We start from the raw sequence: 15,361 nt of genomic DNA on the forward strand, positions 1-15,361 counted from the left end.
AACCGCGAATCACTTCGATTCATTCCCCGCGGGCGGCCAGCTCGGCCTCCCCGGCCCTGCGCATCTCCTCCACCGGGGCGATGGTGCTGCCCGTCATCAGCTCGACCTGACGGGCGGCCTGATGCAGCAGCATCGAGAACCCCCCGATAACGGTACGCGCTCCCGAGACCAGAACGGTCGGCCACGGCGAGTAGACCACGTCGAACACCGCCCCGGCCCGCTTCGCCAGCCCGGCGAAGCCGTCGGCCGCGCCGGAGGGCAGGGTGGAGATGAGCAGATCCACCTCGGCGTCGAACTTGTCGAAGGTCTGGGTGCGGACCCGGACGCCGAGCCGATCGGCCACCTCCAGGGTCTCCCCCGCCCTGGCCGGGTCGCGGACCACCAGGGCGGCCTCGTCCAGGCCGATCTCGCGCAGCGCGCCCAGGGCCGAGGCCGCGGTCGCGCCGCCGCCCAGGATGGTGGCGCTCCGGGGCCGGGACACCCCGGCTTCCGCCAGGGCCTGGACGATGCCGTAGACGTCGGTGTTCGCGCCGTGCCGCAGGCCGTCCCTGAACACCACCGTGTTCGCCGCGCCGACCTGGACGGCCAGGTCGGAGACGCTGTCCAGGAGCGGGAACACCACCCGCTTCAGCGGCATCGTCAGCGACAGGCCGGCCCACTCGGGGCCGAGCCCGGCGACGAACCCGGCCAGGCCGTCGGCCGGGCACTCGATCGCGTCGTAGCGCCAGCCGGTCAGGCCCAGCGCCGTGTACGCCGTCCGGTGCAGGACGGGCGACAGCGAATGCCTGACCGGGAGGCCGAGTACGGCGGCGCGTCTCATTGGTTGTTGCGGTTGAACTCGTCGCGGAGCTTCCAGAACTCGGCCTCGCTGGCGGTGAACTTGGTGATGCCCTTGGCCGGGTCGGTGGTGACGAAGTAGATCCAGTCGCCCTTGGCCGGGTGCAGCGCGGCCTGGATGGCGTGGTCGCCGGGGTTGGCGATCGGGCCGGGCGGCAGGCCGGGGAACTTGTAGGTGTTGTACTTGGAGTTGCTCTGGGTCTCCGCGTTGGTGGCGGCGATGCCGTACTTGTTGAGGCCGTACATCAGGGTGCTGTCCATCTGGAGCAGCATCGGCGGGTTGAGCGTCATCCGGTTGTAGATGACCCGCGCCACCTTGGGCATGTCCTCGTGGTTGCCGGACTCGGCCTGGACGATGCTGGCGATCGTCATGATCTCATGCGGAGTGAAGCCGCGTTTGCGGGCCTCCGCCTCCAGGTCGTCCTTGGCGGCGGTCTCGTTGAAGCGGTCGACCATCCGGGTCAGGATCGCCTCGGCGGTCATCTTCGGGGTGAGCTCGTAGGTGGCCGGGAAGGCGTAGCCCTCCAGTTTGCCCTTGGCGTACTCGGGCAGGCCGAGGTCGCCGCGGGCGGCCTCCTTGAACTCATCCACCGACTTGCCGGTCGCGGTGGCCAGGGTGGTGAAGATCTTGCTGAGCCGGTGGCCCTCGGGGATGGTGACGCTGGAGCGCAGCCGGTGCTCGGGGTCGAGCAGGAGCACCGCCGCGGCGGCGGACATCTGCTTGCGCATCACGTAGGAGCCCGGCTGGAGCGAGGCGCCCTTGCCGGCCGCGTCCACCGCGTTGATGAAGGCGCGCGCGCTGGCCACGACGCCCTCCTCCGCGAGGGTGTCCGCGACCTGGCCCGCCGACGCGCCCTCGGCGATCTCGATGGTCACCTCGCCGCTGCCCTGCCCGGTGTAGTCCTTGGGGATCATCACGCCGCGGACCCAGTTGTAGGCCAGGTAGCCGCCGCCGCCCAGAATGGCGACGATCACCACGACCGCGATCAGGGAAGCGGCCGCGCCCTTGCGGCGGGTACGGCGGCGGCGTTTGCGGCCGCGGGCCGCCTGGCGGCGGGAAGGACCGCCACGCGAACGCCGCCGGGACGGCCCTTCGTCCTCGGCGTCACCCAGCAGTGAGTCCATGTCGAGATCGTTCATAGTGCGCAGGCCAATCTCCCGGTCCGACCCGCTCCGCGTCAAGCGAGTGAGCAGAACCGAGGGGGGATGCAGGCTTCGGATTGGTCGCTCGGCTCAGCCGCCCAGGACATCGGGGGAGGTCATGGGCGGCAAGCCGGTCGGCCTAGTCGGCCCCGAGGTATCTGTTCAGCTCTTCCCGATATTTCACGAACTCACCTTCGTTGTCAGTGAATTTCGTGATTCTACGTCCTGGATCGGTGGTGACAAACCAGTACCAATCACCCTCGGCCGGGTGCAGAGCGGCGTGCAACGCCTTCTCCCCCGGGCTGCTGATCGGCCCTGGCGGCAGACCCGCGTGCTGGTAGGTGTTGTACGGCGAAGCCACCTTCGTGTCCTTCTCCGACACCTTGAGGGATCGGCGGCCCTGCACGTAGTTGACCGTCGAGTCCATCTCCAGCTTGCGGCCTTTGGCGAGCCGGTTGTAGATCACTCTAGCGATCTTCGGATAGTCCTCGTCCCGGCCGCCCTCGGCCTGCACGATGCTCGCCAGGGTGACCAGTTCCAGCGGGGTCAGCTTCCGCTTGGCGGCGCCCTCCTCCAGCCCGACCTCCTCGGCGGTGTGCCGGTATCTGGCCGCCATCGCGGTCAGCAGGCTCTGCGCGGTCGTGCCCGGCTCGATCTCGTAGGTGGCCGGGAACAGGAAGCCCTCCACCTGGCCCTTGGCGTACTGCGGCAGCCCGAGCGCGAGCGGCTGCGCCGTCACCGCCTGGAACTGGGCCAGCGGGATGCCGGACCCGGCGGCCAGCTTGGCCAGCGCCTCAGAGGCGCGCAGCCCCTCCGGCACGGCGACCTTCTTGACCAGCCGCGCCTTGCCGGACGCCAGCAGGTCCAGCGCCTCGCCGGCGGCCATGCCGCGATTGAGCCGGTAACGCCCCGGCCGCAGGCTGTTCTCCTTCTCCCGCTGCCGCACCACCCGGACGAACGACCGCGCGGTGGCGACCACCCCGGCCTCCGACAGCGTCTCGGCGATCTGCCCGGCGCTCTGGCCCGGCTTGATCTCCACGGTCACCGGGCCCGTCCCCGGGCCATCGAAGTCGTCGGGCGCCAGCAGCGGCCCGAGCACCGAGCGCACCCCGAGGATGCCGGCCGCCGCGACCACGGCGGCCCCGGCGATGACGATCACCTTGGTCCTGCGGGTACGGTCCGCGGGCGGTTCAGGTTCGCCGCCGGAGAGCAGGAACGTGTCATCGTCCCCGTCCACCGGGGTCACCGAACGGTCCCGCCGCGCGTTTCTCCACCGGGGGGCGGGTCGAGAGGGTGGCCGGGTGGTCTTCCGGTGCCGCGTTCGGCGTCCAGGGCCGCCTGCAGCAGCACCACGGCCGCCGCCTGGTCGATGACGTCCCGCTGGTTCCTGGCCCTGACGCCGCTGGAGCGCAGGCCCTGCGCGGCGGTGACCGTGGTCAGGCGCTCGTCGTACAGGCGGACGCCGACGGGCGCCAGCCGGGCCGCGAGGCGGGCGGCGAAGTCGCGGGCGGCCGAGGCCGCGTGCGACTCGCGGCCCGACAGCGAGGTGGGCAGGCCCACCACGACCTCGATGATCTCGTGTTCCGCGGCCAGGGCGGCGAGCCGGTCCAGGTCGCCCTTGCCGCGCCGGACCGTCTCGACCGGGGTGGCCAGCAGGCCGGAGGGGTCGCTGCGGGCGACCCCGATCCGGACCGAGCCGACGTCCACTCCGAGCCGGACGCCACGCCTCATGCCGTGCTCGTCACGCTCACGCGAGTGCCGCGGAGATCGCCGTCTCGACGGCGCGCAACGCGTCACCGATCGCCTCAGGCCGGGCCCCGCCGCCCTGCGCGACATCGTCCTTGCCGCCACCGCCACCCCCAAGCGCCTTGGCGGCGACGCCGACCAACTGGCCCGCCCTGAGCCCGCGTCCGCGCCCCGCGTCGTTGACAGCGGCGACGACGACCGGCCGATCGGAGGGAACTCCGGCCACGACGACCACCGCGGCGCGTTCAGCCGGGAACCGGCCGCGCACGTCCAGGGCGAGTTTACGCAGGTCATCGGGGGTGATGCCAGCAGGCGCGCGGTGCGTGACGACGGCCACACCGTGCTGGTCTGCGGCTCCGGCGACCAGTTCGCCGGCGACTTCGAGGACCTGGGCCGAGCGCAGCCGCTCCAGCTCCTTCTCGGCCGCGCGCAGCCGGGTGACGATGCCCTCGACCCGCTCGGGCAGCTCCTCGCGGCGCGCCTTCAGCTGCTCGCTGAGCTGGGCCACCAGCAGGCTCTCGCGGGCCAGGAAACGGAACGCGTCCAGGCCGACCAGGGCCTCCACCCGGCGCACGCCGGCGCCGATGGACGCCTCGCCGAGCACCTTGACCAGGCCGAGCTGGCCCGAGCTGGCCACGTGGGTGCCGCCGCAGAGTTCGCGGGAGTAGTCGCCGACCTCGACGATGCGGACGGTGTCGCCGTACTTCTCGCCGAACAGGGCGAGCGCGCCCATGGCGCGGGCCTCGGCCTGGGTGGTGTGGAAGGCGTTGACCCGCAGGTCGCCGATCAGGACCGCGTTGACCTCGTCCTCGACGTCGCGCAGCACGCTGGGCGGGACCGCGCCCGCCGCGGTGAAGTCGAACCGGAACCGGCCGGGCGAGTTCTCCGAACCGGCCTGCGCCGCCGTCTCGCCGAGCGCGTTGCGGAAGCCGCGGTGCACCAGGTGGGTGGCGGTGTGGCTGCGCGAGATGGCCCGGCGGCGCTCGACGTCGATCTCGGCCTGGGCCTGGTCGCCGACCCGGAGCTCGCCGGACCTGACCTTGCCGCGGTGCACGATGACGCCCTTGATCGGGCTCTGCACGTCGACCACGTCGAACTCGGCGGAATCGGTCCTGATCACGCCCTGGTCGGCGAGCTGGCCGCCGCCCTCGGCGTAGAACGGGGTCCGGCCGAGCACGATCTCGACCGTGCTGCCGGCGCCGGCCGCCGGGACGGAGACGCCGTCCAGCAGGATGCCGACGATGCCGGATTCGGCGGTGACGTGGTCGTAGCCGAGGAAGTCGACCTTGCCGGTCCGCTCCAGCAGCTGCCCGAAGACGGAGATGTCGGCGTTGCCGGTCTTCTTGGCCTTCGCGTCCGCCTTGGCGCGGTCGCGCTGCTCCTTCATCAGCCGCCGGAAGCCCTCCTCGTCGACCTTCAGGCCGTGCTCGGAGGCCATCTCCAGGGTGAGGTCGATCGGGAAGCCGTAGGTGTCGTGCAGCTGGAAGGCCTGCTCGCCGCCGAGGGTGCCCGCGCCCTTGCGCTTGGTCTCCTCCACCGCCACGTCGAAGATCGCGGTGCCGGTGCGCAGGGTGCCCAGGAAGGACGCCTCCTCGGCGTCGATCACGCCGTGGATCTGCGGCGCGTCCGCCTTCAGCTCGGGATACTGCTCGCCCATCACGTCGATGGCCACGCCGGTCAGCTCGTGCATGTAGCGGTCCTCGCCGGAGCCGAGCAGGCGCAGGTTGCGGATCGAGCGGCGCAGGATGCGGCGGAGCACGTAGCCGCGGCCCTCGTTGCTGGGCAGCACGCCGTCGGCGACCAGCATGGTGCCGGTGCGGACGTGGTCGGCGATGACCCGCAGGCTGATGTCGGCGCGCGGGTCGCGGCCGTAGCGGGACTTGGTGAGCTCGGCCGCCCGGTCCAGGATCTTGTAGGTGGTGTCGATCTCGTAGATGTTGTCGACGCCCTGCAGGATCGCCGCCATGCGCTCCAGGCCCATGCCGGTGTCGATGTTCTTGCTGGGCAGCTCGCCGAGGATCGGGAAGTCCTCCTTCGCGCCGCCCGCGCCGCGCTCGAACTGCATGAAGACGTTGTTCCACACTTCGAGGTAGCGGTTCTCGTCGGCGATCGGGCCGCCGTCCACGCCGTACTCGGGGCCGCGGTCGTAGTAGATCTCGGAGCAGGGGCCGCACGGGCCGGGCACGCCCATCGACCAGAAGTTGTCGATGATGCCGCGGCGCTGGATGCGCTCCAGCGGGACGCCGACCTTCTTGTGCCAGATGTCGGCGGCCTCGTCGTCGTCCAGGTAGACGGTCACCCAGAGCTTGTCCTCGGCGAAGCCGAAGCCGCCGTCGGACTCGGGCTTGGTGAGCAGCTCCCAGGCGAACGGGATCGCCTCGTCCTTGAAGTAGTCGCCGAAGGAGAAGTTGCCGAGCATCTGGAAGAAGGTGGCGTGCCTGGTGGTCTTGCCGACCTCGTCGATGTCGGGGGTGCGGACGCACTTCTGGGCGCTGGCCAGGCGTCTGGCCGGCGGGGTGCGCTGCCCCAGGAAGTAGGGCTTGAACGGCACCATGCCCGCGGGGACCAGCAGCAGAGTGGGATCCTCTGCGATCAGGCTGGCCGAGGGCACGATGGTGTGCCCGCGCTCTTCGAAGAAGCGCAGGAAGCGGCGGGCGATCTCTGCCGACTCCATATCAGCGGCCATCCCTTACGTTCGGCGATAGTTTGCTCTTACTTACAGTGTCCAGCCCGTACTGGGCGCGCAACTCGGTTTCCCGGTACAGCGCCTGTTCCCGGATGTCGGCGGCGAGGCCGCGCACCTGGTCGGCGGCGCGCCGGGCGACGTGGTCGGGCTTGAGCGCGCGGAGCCGGCGCTGCACCCAGGTGGCCAGGTACGCGCCGAGTGCCAGATAGAACAGCCGCCGGATCACGACTTCTTCCCGCCGATCATGCGGGGGCGGCGGCGGGTCAGCGCGGCCTTGACGCCGTGCGCGATCGAGGAGATCTTGACCAGCGGCCCGGCCACGATGGTGGAGGCGACGCCGGTGAGCTTGGCCATGTCGCCGCTGGCGTTCCGCATGTTCTCGGTGATCGCCTCGACCGCGACCAGCTGCCGGTTGGTCTCGCTGATCGTGTAGCTGACGTCCTCCAGCAGCGGGCCGACCTTCTCGCCCAGCTCGGCGACCATCTTGGTGGTCTCCACCAGCAGGCGGGACAGCTTGACCAGCACGAAGGCCAGGAAGCTGACGAGGATCGCCCAGAACACGGCGACGATCAGACCCGCGACCTCTCCCGCGGTGAGCATGCGGCCTCCTAGATGATCCAGGCTGGAATGGCAAGACCCTATCGCGCTCTGCCCACAGGACGTGTGCTCACGCCCCGCGCAGGAACGTTCTGATCTTGGCCCAGCGCTCGGCCACCGGAGCCTCCGCGCCGTGCGTGGTGGGCTCGTAATAGCGCCGGTCCCTGAGCTCCTCGGGCGCGTAGTCCTGCTTGACGACGCCGTGGTCGAAGTCGTGCGGGTACTTGTAGCCGGCGCCGTGGCCGAGCTTCTTGGCCCCGGCGTAGTGGGCGTCGCGCAGGTGGCCGGGCACGTGGCCGATCGCGCCGCGCCGCACGTCGTCCATGGCCGCGCCGATGGCCTTCACCACCGCGTTGGACTTGGGGGCCAGCGCGCAGTGGATGACCGCCTGGGTCAGGTTGATCTGGCCTTCGGGGAAGCCGATGAACTCGACGGCCTGCGCCGCCGCGACGGCCACCTGCAGGCAGCTGGGGTCGGCCATGCCGACGTCCTCGGAGGCGAAGATGACGATCCGGCGGGCGATGAAGCGCGGATCCTCCCCGGCGGCGACCATCCGGGCCAGGTAGTGCACGGCGGCGTCGGCGTCGGAGCCGCGCATGCTCTTGATGAACGCGCTGATCACGTCGTAGTGCTGGTCGCCCTGCCGGTCATACCGGACGGCGGCCTTGTCCACTGCCTTCTCCACCACCTCGACGGTGATGTCCTCGGCCAGCAGGGCGGCAGCCTCCAGGTAGGTGAGGGAGCGGCGGGCGTCGCCGCCGGCCAGCCGGACCAGCTGGTCGCGCGCCTCGGGGTGCAGGGTGATCCCGCCGGCCAGGCCGCGCGGGTCGGCGGCGGCGCGGTCCACCACCGCGGCGATGTCGGCGTCCTCCAGCGACTCCAGGGTGAGCAGCAGCGAGCGGGACAGCAGCGGGGAGATCACCGAGAAGAACGGGTTCTCGGTGGTGGCGCCGATGAAGGTGACCCAGCGGTTCTCCACGGCCGGGAGCAGCGCGTCCTGCTGGGCCTTGTTGAAGCGATGCACCTCGTCCACGAACAGCACGGTCTGGCGGCCGGTCATGCCCAGTTCGCGGCGGGCCGCCTCGATGGCGGCCCGGACGTCCTTGACCCCGGCGGAGACCGCGGAGACCTCCACGAAGCGGCGTTTGGTGACGTTCGACACGACGTAGGCGAGGGTGGTCTTGCCGGTGCCCGGCGGCCCCCACAGGAACAGCGACATGGGCGCCTCGCTCTCGACCAGGCGGCGCAGCGGCGTGCCGGGACCGAGCAGGTGCCGCTGGCCGATCACCTCGTCGAGGGTGCGCGGCCGCATCCGGACGGCGAGCGGCTCGGGAGTGGCGTCCCTCGCCGCCGCATCGAACAAGCTCTCCACATGGGGAGCCTAGCTCAGCCTCCCCACACGGCGGTCGCGCCGGAGTGGCCGGCCCGGACCACGTAGTAGCCGACCGCGACGGCCGCGATCACGGTCAGCGCGCCGAGGATCACGGCGGACTGGCGGGTGGACCGGTTGGCCGCGTACACCAGCAGCAGGGCCAGCACGCCGAGCGCGATGGCGGCGATCAGCAGCGGCAGCGCGAACGACTCGTGGGTGGCCACCGGCTCGGGCGTCTGGTCCTGGAACAGCCGGGTCTTGAACGCCTCGCCGCTCTGCCTGGCGGCGAACACGGCGATCGGGGCGGCCACGGCGAGTAACGCGACGGCCCAGTCCAGCCGGGGGCGTAACCGGGGAACCAGCGCGTACGCGGCGGACAGGGCGGCCAGCAGCGGGCAGAAGACCACCGCGGCGTGCACGACCAGGGGGTGCAGCGGGAGGCCGAGGATTTCGTCGAACATGGGTGCGCTCCTTGAAGGTCTCCCAGTAGTACGTACGTGATCGCCCATAAGGTTCGCAGAAAGGATGGGCACTTTTGATCGGATAGCGGGCTCCTCCTACTGGCGGATGTGGCCTTGCCCCGGTCCGGCCAGACTCGTCACCATGTTCGCCGCCCTCGGTCGCCTCTGCTTCCGTCACCGCCGACTGGTGCTGCTGTTCTGGACCGGCCTGCTCGTCGCGGGCTTCGCGTTCGGCAGCCAGGTCTTCGGCCGCCTCGAACCCCAGCGCGCCGCCCCGGTCTTCGAATCGGTGCGCGGCGCGAACCTGCTCGACGAGCACTCCCCCACCGGCGGCCGGGTGACCGGCCTGCTGGACGGCCCGCCGGTCGCGCAGGTGCGCGGCCCCGCCGTCGCCGCCGTCGCCGACCTCAGGGCCATCCCGGGCGTCCACCAGGTCCGGTCGGCGTGGGACGCGGACGGGCTGACCTCGATCGACGGACGGGCGGGCCTGATCGTCGTCGACCTGGTCAACGACCTCTCCTCCGCGCAGAACACCGAGACGGTGGACCGGGTCGCCGACCGGCTGCACGCCATCTCCGCGCCCGGCCTCACCGTGCTGGCGGGCGGCGGCTCGCTGGTGAACCGGGAGGTGAACCAGCAGGTCGCCGAGGACACCGCGCGCGGGGAGATGATCGCCATCCCGGCCGCGCTGGTGGTCATGGTGCTGGTCTTCGGCGGGTTCCTGGCGGCGGGCGTGCCGGTGCTGGGCGCGCTCTGCTCGATCGCGGGAGCGCTGCTCACCCTGTACGGCTTCTCCGCCCTGGGCAACCTCGACCCGAACATCGTCCCCGTCACCACGGTCCTCAGCCTGGGACTCTCCCTCGACTACGCACTGCTGTACGTCAGCCGCTACAAGGAGGAACGCCAGGACCACGGCGTCGAGGCCGCGATCGAACGGGCGGCGGCCACCGCCGGCCGGGCGATCGGCTACTCGGCGGTGATCGTCGGGGTGTCGCTGGCCGGGCTGTTCGTCTTCCAGTCGCCCTTCTACCACGCCATCGGCGCGGCCGGGGTGAGCGTGGTCGGGGTGGCCGTGCTGGCCTCGCTGACCCTGACCCCGGCGCTGCTGGGCGTGCTCGGCAACCGGATCGGACCACAGCGGAGCGCCTCCGACGAGGGCCGCTTCGCCCGGCTGGCGCGGGCGGTGCAGCGGCGGCCGGTGGCCACGGTGGGCGTCGTCAGCCTGGTGCTCGTGCTGTCGGCGCTGCCGTTCCTGGGCGTGCGCTTCAGCAACGGCGGCGCGGACCTGCTGCCGACCAGTTTCGAGAGCCGCCAGGTGGCCGACCTCACCCGGGATCGTTTCCCCGGCGGGGACGCGTCGCCGATCCAGCTGGTGGCCCGGTCCACCCAGGCCGAGCTGCAGGGCTATCTGGGGACGCTGCGGGGGTTCGCGCGGGTCGGGCCGGCGCGGCAGCTGGCGCCGGGGGTGGCCACGGCGGAGGTGTTCCCGGTCGGGAACGGGCGCGATGACCGGGCCGACGACGCGGTCACCTGGCTGCGGGCGCACCGGCCCGGGTTCGAGCTGTACGTGGCCGGCCGGGGCGCCGGGCTGATGGACTTCAGGAACGAGATGGCCGAGCGGCTGCCGTGGGCGATCCTGGTGGTGGCGCTGGGCACCTTCGTGATGCTGTTCCTGCTCACGGGTTCGGTGCTGGTGCCGATCAAGGCCCTGCTCATGAACACGCTGTCACTCGGCGCCGCCTTCGGCGCGATTGTCCTGATATTTCAGGATGGGTTCTTGGCGGATCTGCTCGGGTTCACCCCGACGGGCACGCTGGAGACCTGGGTGCCCGTCCTGGTGTTCATGTTCGCCTTCGGGCTCTCGATGGACTACGAGGTGTTCCTGCTGGCCCGGATCAAGGAGTTCCACGACGCCGGGCTGCCCAACGACCGGGCCGTCGCCGTCGGGCTGCAACGCTCCGGGAAGATCATCACTTCGGCGGCGCTGGTCATGGTGGTGGTCTTCGGCGGCTTCGCGGCCGGGCGGATGCTCGGCATCAAGGAGATGGGCCTGGCGCTGGCCATCGCCATCGCGGTGGACGCCACGCTGGTCCGCTGCCTCCTGGTCCCGGCCACCATGACGCTGCTTGGCCGCTGGAACTGGTGGGCGCCGGGGCCGCTGCGCCGCCTGCACGACCGATTCGGGCTGCGCGAGGAGCGCAGGGCCGAGCCGGCCGTGCCGGTCGGCTAGCGGCCGCGAAACGGGCGGGTGGCGGGGTCGGGCGGGCCGCCCGCCGGTCGTCCGGCCAGGGCTTCCAGCGCGAGCCGTACCGCCGTGTCGAGCTGGGGGTCGGCGCCGCGGGCCCAGTCGGCGGGGGTGATGAGCACCTCCACGTCGGGGGTCGCGCCGCGGTTCTCCAGCTCCCAGCCGTAGCGTTCGATCCAGTAGGCGTAGCCGGGAACGGTGATCGCGGAGCCGTCGCCGAGCAGGTGCCAGCCGTCGATGCCGATCACGCCGCCCCAGGTGCGGGCGCCGACCACCGGGCCGAGGCCGAGCGACTGCACGGCGGCGGTGATCACGTCGCCGTCCGAGCAGGTCTCCTCGTCGCAGAGCACCACCACAGGACCGCGCGGGGCGTCCCTGGGGTAGCTCTCCGGCTCGTAGCGGCGGGAGATGTTCCAGCCGACGATCCGGCGGGACAGCTTCTCCACCACCAGCTGGGAGGTGTGGCCGCCGCGGTTGCCGCGCACGTCCACCACCAGGCCCGCCATGGTCAGCTCGCGGGCCAGGTCCCGGTGCAGCTGGGCCCAGCCGGACGCGCCCATGTCGGGGACGTGCAGGTAGCCGAGCCGGCCGTCGGAGAGCTTGCGCACCCGGGCCCGGCGTTCGCCCACCCAGGCGTGATAGCGCAGGTAGATGTCGTCGATGACGGGGACGACCGCGATCCTGGTGACCTCGGCGCCGGATTCGACGGTCAGCTCGACGGCGCGCTCGGCCGTGTCGACCAGGAGTTCGGCCGGGCCCTTGCGGGGGTCGACCGGGTGGCCGTCGACGGCCAGGAGCGCGTCGCCGGGCCGTACTCCCGAGCCTTGGAGGGGTGAGCGGGCGCGCGGGTCGGACAGCTCGGCGGGGTAGATGCGGCGGATCCGCCACAGGCCGTCGGTGTCGGGGGCCAGGTCGGCGCCCAGCATGCCGACGTAGCGGCCGGAGCCGCGGGACGGGCCGAACACGTAGGCGTGCGAGGCGCCCAGCTCGCCGACCGCCTCGGCCAGCAGGTCGGCGAAGTCGTCGCCGCCCGCGATCCGGTCCAGCCACGGCCGGTAGGTCTCCTGGACGCCCGGCCAGTCCACCCCGGCCATGTCCTCGACCCAGAAGTGGTCCCGGACCACCCGCCCGGCCTCCGCGTACGACTGCCGCCACCGCCGCACCGGATCCACCTCGACCCGGATCCTGGACAGGTCCACGTTGACGCCGTCCCCGTTCTTGCCGGTGGCGGAGATCACCCGCACCTCGTGACCGTCCAGCACCACGATCTTGGCGCCGTCGCCGCTGACCGAGAACCTGCCGATCCCGTCCGTCAGCTCCTCGCACTTGCGTTTGTCCAGGTCGAAGCGTTCCAGGGCGGGGCTCTCGCCGGGCTGCCAGCGCAGCCAGACCAGGCCGCCCTTGACCGCGCGCAGGCCGTAGTACCGCGCCTCCGGCACCGGCAGCGCGACGATCCGCCCTTCCAGACCCTCGATGTCCATCTCGACCGGGGAGTCGCCGTTGGGGCTCTCCACCGGGCGGCCGGCCACCGACGGCGCGAACGGGGACGGCGCGCCCGCCGACAGCGGCAGCAGGTAGGGGCGGGAGCCGAGCGGGAAGGCCAGGTCGAAGCTGTGCGCGTCGTAGATGGCGTCGAAGCCGCGCCGGGACAGGAAGGCGAGGTGGCGGCCGTCGGCGGTGAAGGCGGGCCAGGTGTCGCTGAACCGGCCGTCGGTCACCTCGACGATGGCCGGTTCCTTGCCCTCCTCGGGGAGGCGGGCCATCCGGATGGAACTGGAGTCGCCGTTCACGGGGTGGCACCAGACCAGCCATTCCGAGCGCGGGTCGAAGCCCATGCCGCTGATCCGGCCGTTGTCGGTGCGGGTGAGTTCGGTGATGGCGCCGGTCTCGACCCGGACCAGCAGGAGGCGGCCGTCGTGGCAGGCGACGGCGATCATCGAGCCGTCGGGGGAGCCTTCCAGGGCCATCACCCGGCCGAGCTGCCCGGCCGCGATGGTCCGGACCGTGCCGCCGGGTTCGGCCAGCTCGATGGCGTCCTCGCCGGCCGCGTCGGTCACCCAGGCGGCCGGGCCGTTGATCCGCTTGCCGAGCTTCTTCTTCTCCTCCGGCTTGTCCTCGGAGTCGTCATCATCGTCGTTCTCGGCGGCGTCCTTGGCGTCCTTGGCGTCCTTGCTCTCCGGCGGTTCGTGGCCGCCGAGCACGATCGGCAGCCGGGCGCGCACGCCCGGCCGGTCCGACAGCGCGCGGGCCGGCCCGTCCTCGTGGGTCAGCCAGTGCACCGTCCCGGCCACCTCGACCGCGCTGGCCCGCCCGGTCGTGTCGCAGGCCAGGCTCCGGACGTGGATGTGCGCCGGGTACGGCTGCCGCCCCCGGCCGGCCCCGCCCAGGGTCACCTCCAGCCGCTCGGGGGTCGCGTCCAGGCCGGGCAGCAGCCACAGCTCCCCCGCCCTGGCGTACACGATCCGCTCTCCGTCGGTGGCGGCCTGGCGGGCGTAGAACTCGGTGTGCTCGGTGTGTCTGACCAGGTCGGAGCCGTCCAGCGCGACCGAGTACAGGTTCCCGATGCCCTCGTGGTCGGACAGGAACACGATCCGCTCCCCGACCAGCATCGGCGCGGCCAGCTGCCCTTCGGCGGCGAGCGGCACCCGGGCGCCGTCCAGCCACAGCCGCCCGGTCCCGCCGCCCCGGTACCGCTTCCAGTGCGCGGGATCGTGGCTCGCCGAGCCGGTCAGCAGCAGCGCCCGCCCCCCGGCCAGGTGCAGGTCCGACACCGGCCCGTACGGCAGCCGGGTGCCCGGCCCGCCCGCCACCGGCACCGTGTACGCCATGGTCCAGAAGTGGAACGGCTGGTCGTGCCCCGCCGTGGCCACCACCGTCCCGGTGTCGGCCCAGCCGCGCACCCGGGTGCGGTAGTTCGCCCAGTGCGTCACCCGGGTGGCCGGCCCGCCCTCCACCGGGGCGACGTGCACCTCAGGGTCGGAGTCGCGCCAGCTCGTCCAGGCCACCCGCGCCCCGTCCGGCGAGATCCTCGGATGGCTCGCCCGGACCCGGTCGATGGTCAGCCGCCAGGCCCGGCCACCGTCCAGCGGAGCGATCCAGACATCATCCTCGGCGACGAAGGTCAGAAGGTCGCGGTGAATGTGGGGAAAGCGGAGATATGACCCACTCGGCACCCACACAATGCTAATCGCGCCCCCGGCAATGTCATAGCTCGTGCCGCGTGGGGCCCCTGATGCCACTGATGCCACCGGGACTCCTGCTTACGCAGAGCAAACGGAATCGCGGCTAGAGTTGCGCATCGAACTGGTCAGATATCGAAAAATGGAAGGCATAGCGGTGACCGACACCATTCGGCAGAAGCACCTGGCCGCGCGTGACAGCAAGGCCAAGCGCGGCACCATCCTCGGCGTCGGGCTGGTCATCGCGCTCGCGGCCCTGACCGCCTGCGGCGGCTCCGACGCCGAGAAGCCGGTCGCCGGGGCCGAGACCGAGGCTCCCTCGTCGGCGCCGCCGTCGGCGGTCCCGTCCGCGGTCCCCTCGGAGCTTCCGGAGCCGAGCGCGCCCGCCACGGTCGATCCCGCCAAGGTGACCTGCGAGTACCGCAAGGACGACAGCGGCAGCCCGGCCAAGTTCGTCGGCTTCCCGCCCAAGAAGCCGACCAAGGCGGCGCTGCGCGCCAAGACCATGACGGTGCGCACCAACCAGGGCGACATCGTGATCGAGCTGACGCCGTACACGCCGTGCACGGTGAACTCCTTCGCGTTCCTGGCGGGCAAGAAGTACTTCGACAACACGGTCTGCCACCGGCTGGTCACGGCCGAGACCAACGGGCTTGACCTGCTGCAGTGCGGCGACCCGCAGGCCAAGGGCGACGGGGAGAACCCGACCGACGGCACCGGCGGCCCTGGGTACCTGTTCCCGGATGAGAACCTCGGACCGCAGTACGTGCGCGGGGTGGTCTTCATGGCGCAGGGCGGCGACGCGGCCAACTCCAACGGCAGCCAGTTCGCGATCTCCTTCAGCAACGAGAACGCCCAGCTGCCCGCCGCGTACACGCCGTTCGGCGTGGTGGTGCAGGGCATGGAGGTCGTCGACAAGATCGTCAAGGGCGGCGTCAACACCGCGCCCGACGGCATCGACATCACCAGCGACGAGGGCGGCTCGAACGCGCCGAAGCTCCCCGTCAAGATCAAGACGGTCGTGGTGCGCTAGCCTGACCGAATTTCTGGTCGGTTTCTGACTTTTTGTGTCTGGTACGGTTCGCACCATTAGTA

General features: G+C 71.5%; 12 protein-coding genes. 2 read left to right on the plus strand and 10 right to left on the minus strand.

The window, feature by feature from the left end:
• Positions 1-19 precede the first annotated feature (19 nt).
• From Acor_RS26120 to Acor_RS26160, 9 genes are all read right to left on the minus strand, one after another.
• Positions 20-820 (minus strand): shikimate dehydrogenase, encoded by an 801-nt coding sequence (locus Acor_RS26120; protein ID WP_155339391.1) that lies wholly within the window; start codon positions 818-820, stop codon positions 20-22.
• The gene (mltG, locus tag Acor_RS26125) at positions 817-1,977 is read right to left on the minus strand and encodes an endolytic transglycosylase MltG (RefSeq protein ID WP_155339392.1); all 1,161 of its coding nucleotides are present in this window, start codon (positions 1,975-1,977) and stop codon (positions 817-819) included. The genes Acor_RS26120 and mltG (Acor_RS26125) overlap by 4 nt, the downstream gene beginning before the upstream one ends.
• A gap of 142 nt (positions 1,978-2,119) precedes the next feature.
• Positions 2,120-3,217: an endolytic transglycosylase MltG gene (mltG, locus tag Acor_RS26130; protein WP_246239117.1), complete on the minus strand. Its 1,098-nt coding sequence runs from the start codon at positions 3,215-3,217 to the stop codon at positions 2,120-2,122.
• A 5-nt stretch (positions 3,218-3,222) separates the two neighbouring features.
• Positions 3,223-3,711 carry a Holliday junction resolvase RuvX gene (gene ruvX, locus Acor_RS26135; RefSeq protein ID WP_218034486.1) on the minus strand — a complete coding sequence of 163 codons (489 nt, stop codon included), beginning with the start codon at positions 3,709-3,711 and terminating at the stop codon, positions 3,223-3,225.
• Positions 3,712-3,727: 16 nt separating this feature from the next.
• Positions 3,728-6,400 carry an alanine--tRNA ligase gene (alaS, locus tag Acor_RS26140; RefSeq protein WP_155339394.1) on the minus strand — a complete coding sequence of 891 codons (2,673 nt, stop codon included), beginning with the start codon at positions 6,398-6,400 and terminating at the stop codon, positions 3,728-3,730.
• Between the two features lies 1 nt (position 6,401).
• Positions 6,402-6,638 carry a hypothetical protein gene (locus tag Acor_RS26145; RefSeq protein WP_155339395.1) on the minus strand — a complete coding sequence of 79 codons (237 nt, stop codon included), beginning with the start codon at positions 6,636-6,638 and terminating at the stop codon, positions 6,402-6,404.
• On the minus strand, positions 6,635-7,012 hold the full coding sequence (locus tag Acor_RS26150; RefSeq protein WP_155339396.1) for a DUF948 domain-containing protein: 378 nt from the start codon (positions 7,010-7,012) through the stop codon (positions 6,635-6,637). Before Acor_RS26150 ends, Acor_RS26145 begins: the two co-directional genes overlap by 4 nt.
• A 67-nt stretch (positions 7,013-7,079) precedes the next feature.
• The gene (locus Acor_RS26155) at positions 7,080-8,321 is read right to left on the minus strand and encodes a replication-associated recombination protein A (RefSeq protein WP_155339433.1); all 1,242 of its coding nucleotides are present in this window, start codon (positions 8,319-8,321) and stop codon (positions 7,080-7,082) included.
• A gap of 74 nt (positions 8,322-8,395) precedes the next feature.
• On the minus strand, positions 8,396-8,842 hold the full coding sequence (locus Acor_RS26160) for a DUF2231 domain-containing protein (RefSeq protein ID WP_155339397.1): 447 nt from the start codon (positions 8,840-8,842) through the stop codon (positions 8,396-8,398).
• Between the two features lie 64 nt (positions 8,843-8,906).
• Between Acor_RS26160 and Acor_RS26165 the strand changes: the two genes are divergently transcribed.
• Complete coding sequence (locus tag Acor_RS26165; protein WP_155339398.1) at positions 8,907-11,072, plus strand: MMPL family transporter; 2,166 nt, start codon at positions 8,907-8,909, stop codon at positions 11,070-11,072.
• Here the strand turns inward: Acor_RS26165 and Acor_RS45935 are convergent.
• Positions 11,069-14,260: a S41 family peptidase gene (locus tag Acor_RS45935; RefSeq protein WP_218034487.1), complete on the minus strand. Its 3,192-nt coding sequence runs from the start codon at positions 14,258-14,260 to the stop codon at positions 11,069-11,071. The genes Acor_RS26165 and Acor_RS45935 overlap by 4 nt on opposite strands.
• Positions 14,261-14,423: 163 nt before the next feature.
• Between Acor_RS45935 and Acor_RS26175 the strand changes: the two genes are divergently transcribed.
• Positions 14,424-15,299: a peptidylprolyl isomerase gene (locus Acor_RS26175; protein ID WP_246239118.1), complete on the plus strand. Its 876-nt coding sequence runs from the start codon at positions 14,424-14,426 to the stop codon at positions 15,297-15,299.
• Positions 15,300-15,361 lie beyond the last annotated feature (62 nt).

The sequence above is a fragment of the Acrocarpospora corrugata genome, assembly GCF_009687845.1.
Classification (GTDB): Bacteria; Actinomycetota; Actinomycetes; order Streptosporangiales; family Streptosporangiaceae; genus Acrocarpospora; species Acrocarpospora corrugata.

Excerpts from the sequence above, each read along its gene's own strand:
- Acor_RS26160 (WP_155339397.1), bottom strand. The coding sequence starts at position 8,842 with ATGTTCGACGAAATCCTCGGCCTCCCGCTGCACCCCCTGGTCGTGCAC.
- mltG (WP_155339392.1), bottom strand. The coding sequence starts at position 1,977 with ATGAACGATCTCGACATGGACTCACTGCTGGGTGACGCCGAGGACGAA.
- Acor_RS26165 (WP_155339398.1), top strand. The coding sequence starts at position 8,907 with ATGGGCACTTTTGATCGGATAGCGGGCTCCTCCTACTGGCGGATGTGG.
- alaS (WP_155339394.1), bottom strand. The coding sequence starts at position 6,400 with ATGGAGTCGGCAGAGATCGCCCGCCGCTTCCTGCGCTTCTTCGAAGAG.
- Acor_RS26120 (WP_155339391.1), bottom strand. The coding sequence starts at position 820 with ATGAGACGCGCCGCCGTACTCGGCCTCCCGGTCAGGCATTCGCTGTCG.
- Acor_RS26155 (WP_155339433.1), bottom strand. The coding sequence starts at position 8,321 with ATGCGGCCGCGCACCCTCGACGAGGTGATCGGCCAGCGGCACCTGCTC.
- Acor_RS26150 (WP_155339396.1), bottom strand. The coding sequence starts at position 7,012 with ATGCTCACCGCGGGAGAGGTCGCGGGTCTGATCGTCGCCGTGTTCTGG.
- ruvX (WP_218034486.1), bottom strand. The coding sequence starts at position 3,711 with ATGAGGCGTGGCGTCCGGCTCGGAGTGGACGTCGGCTCGGTCCGGATC.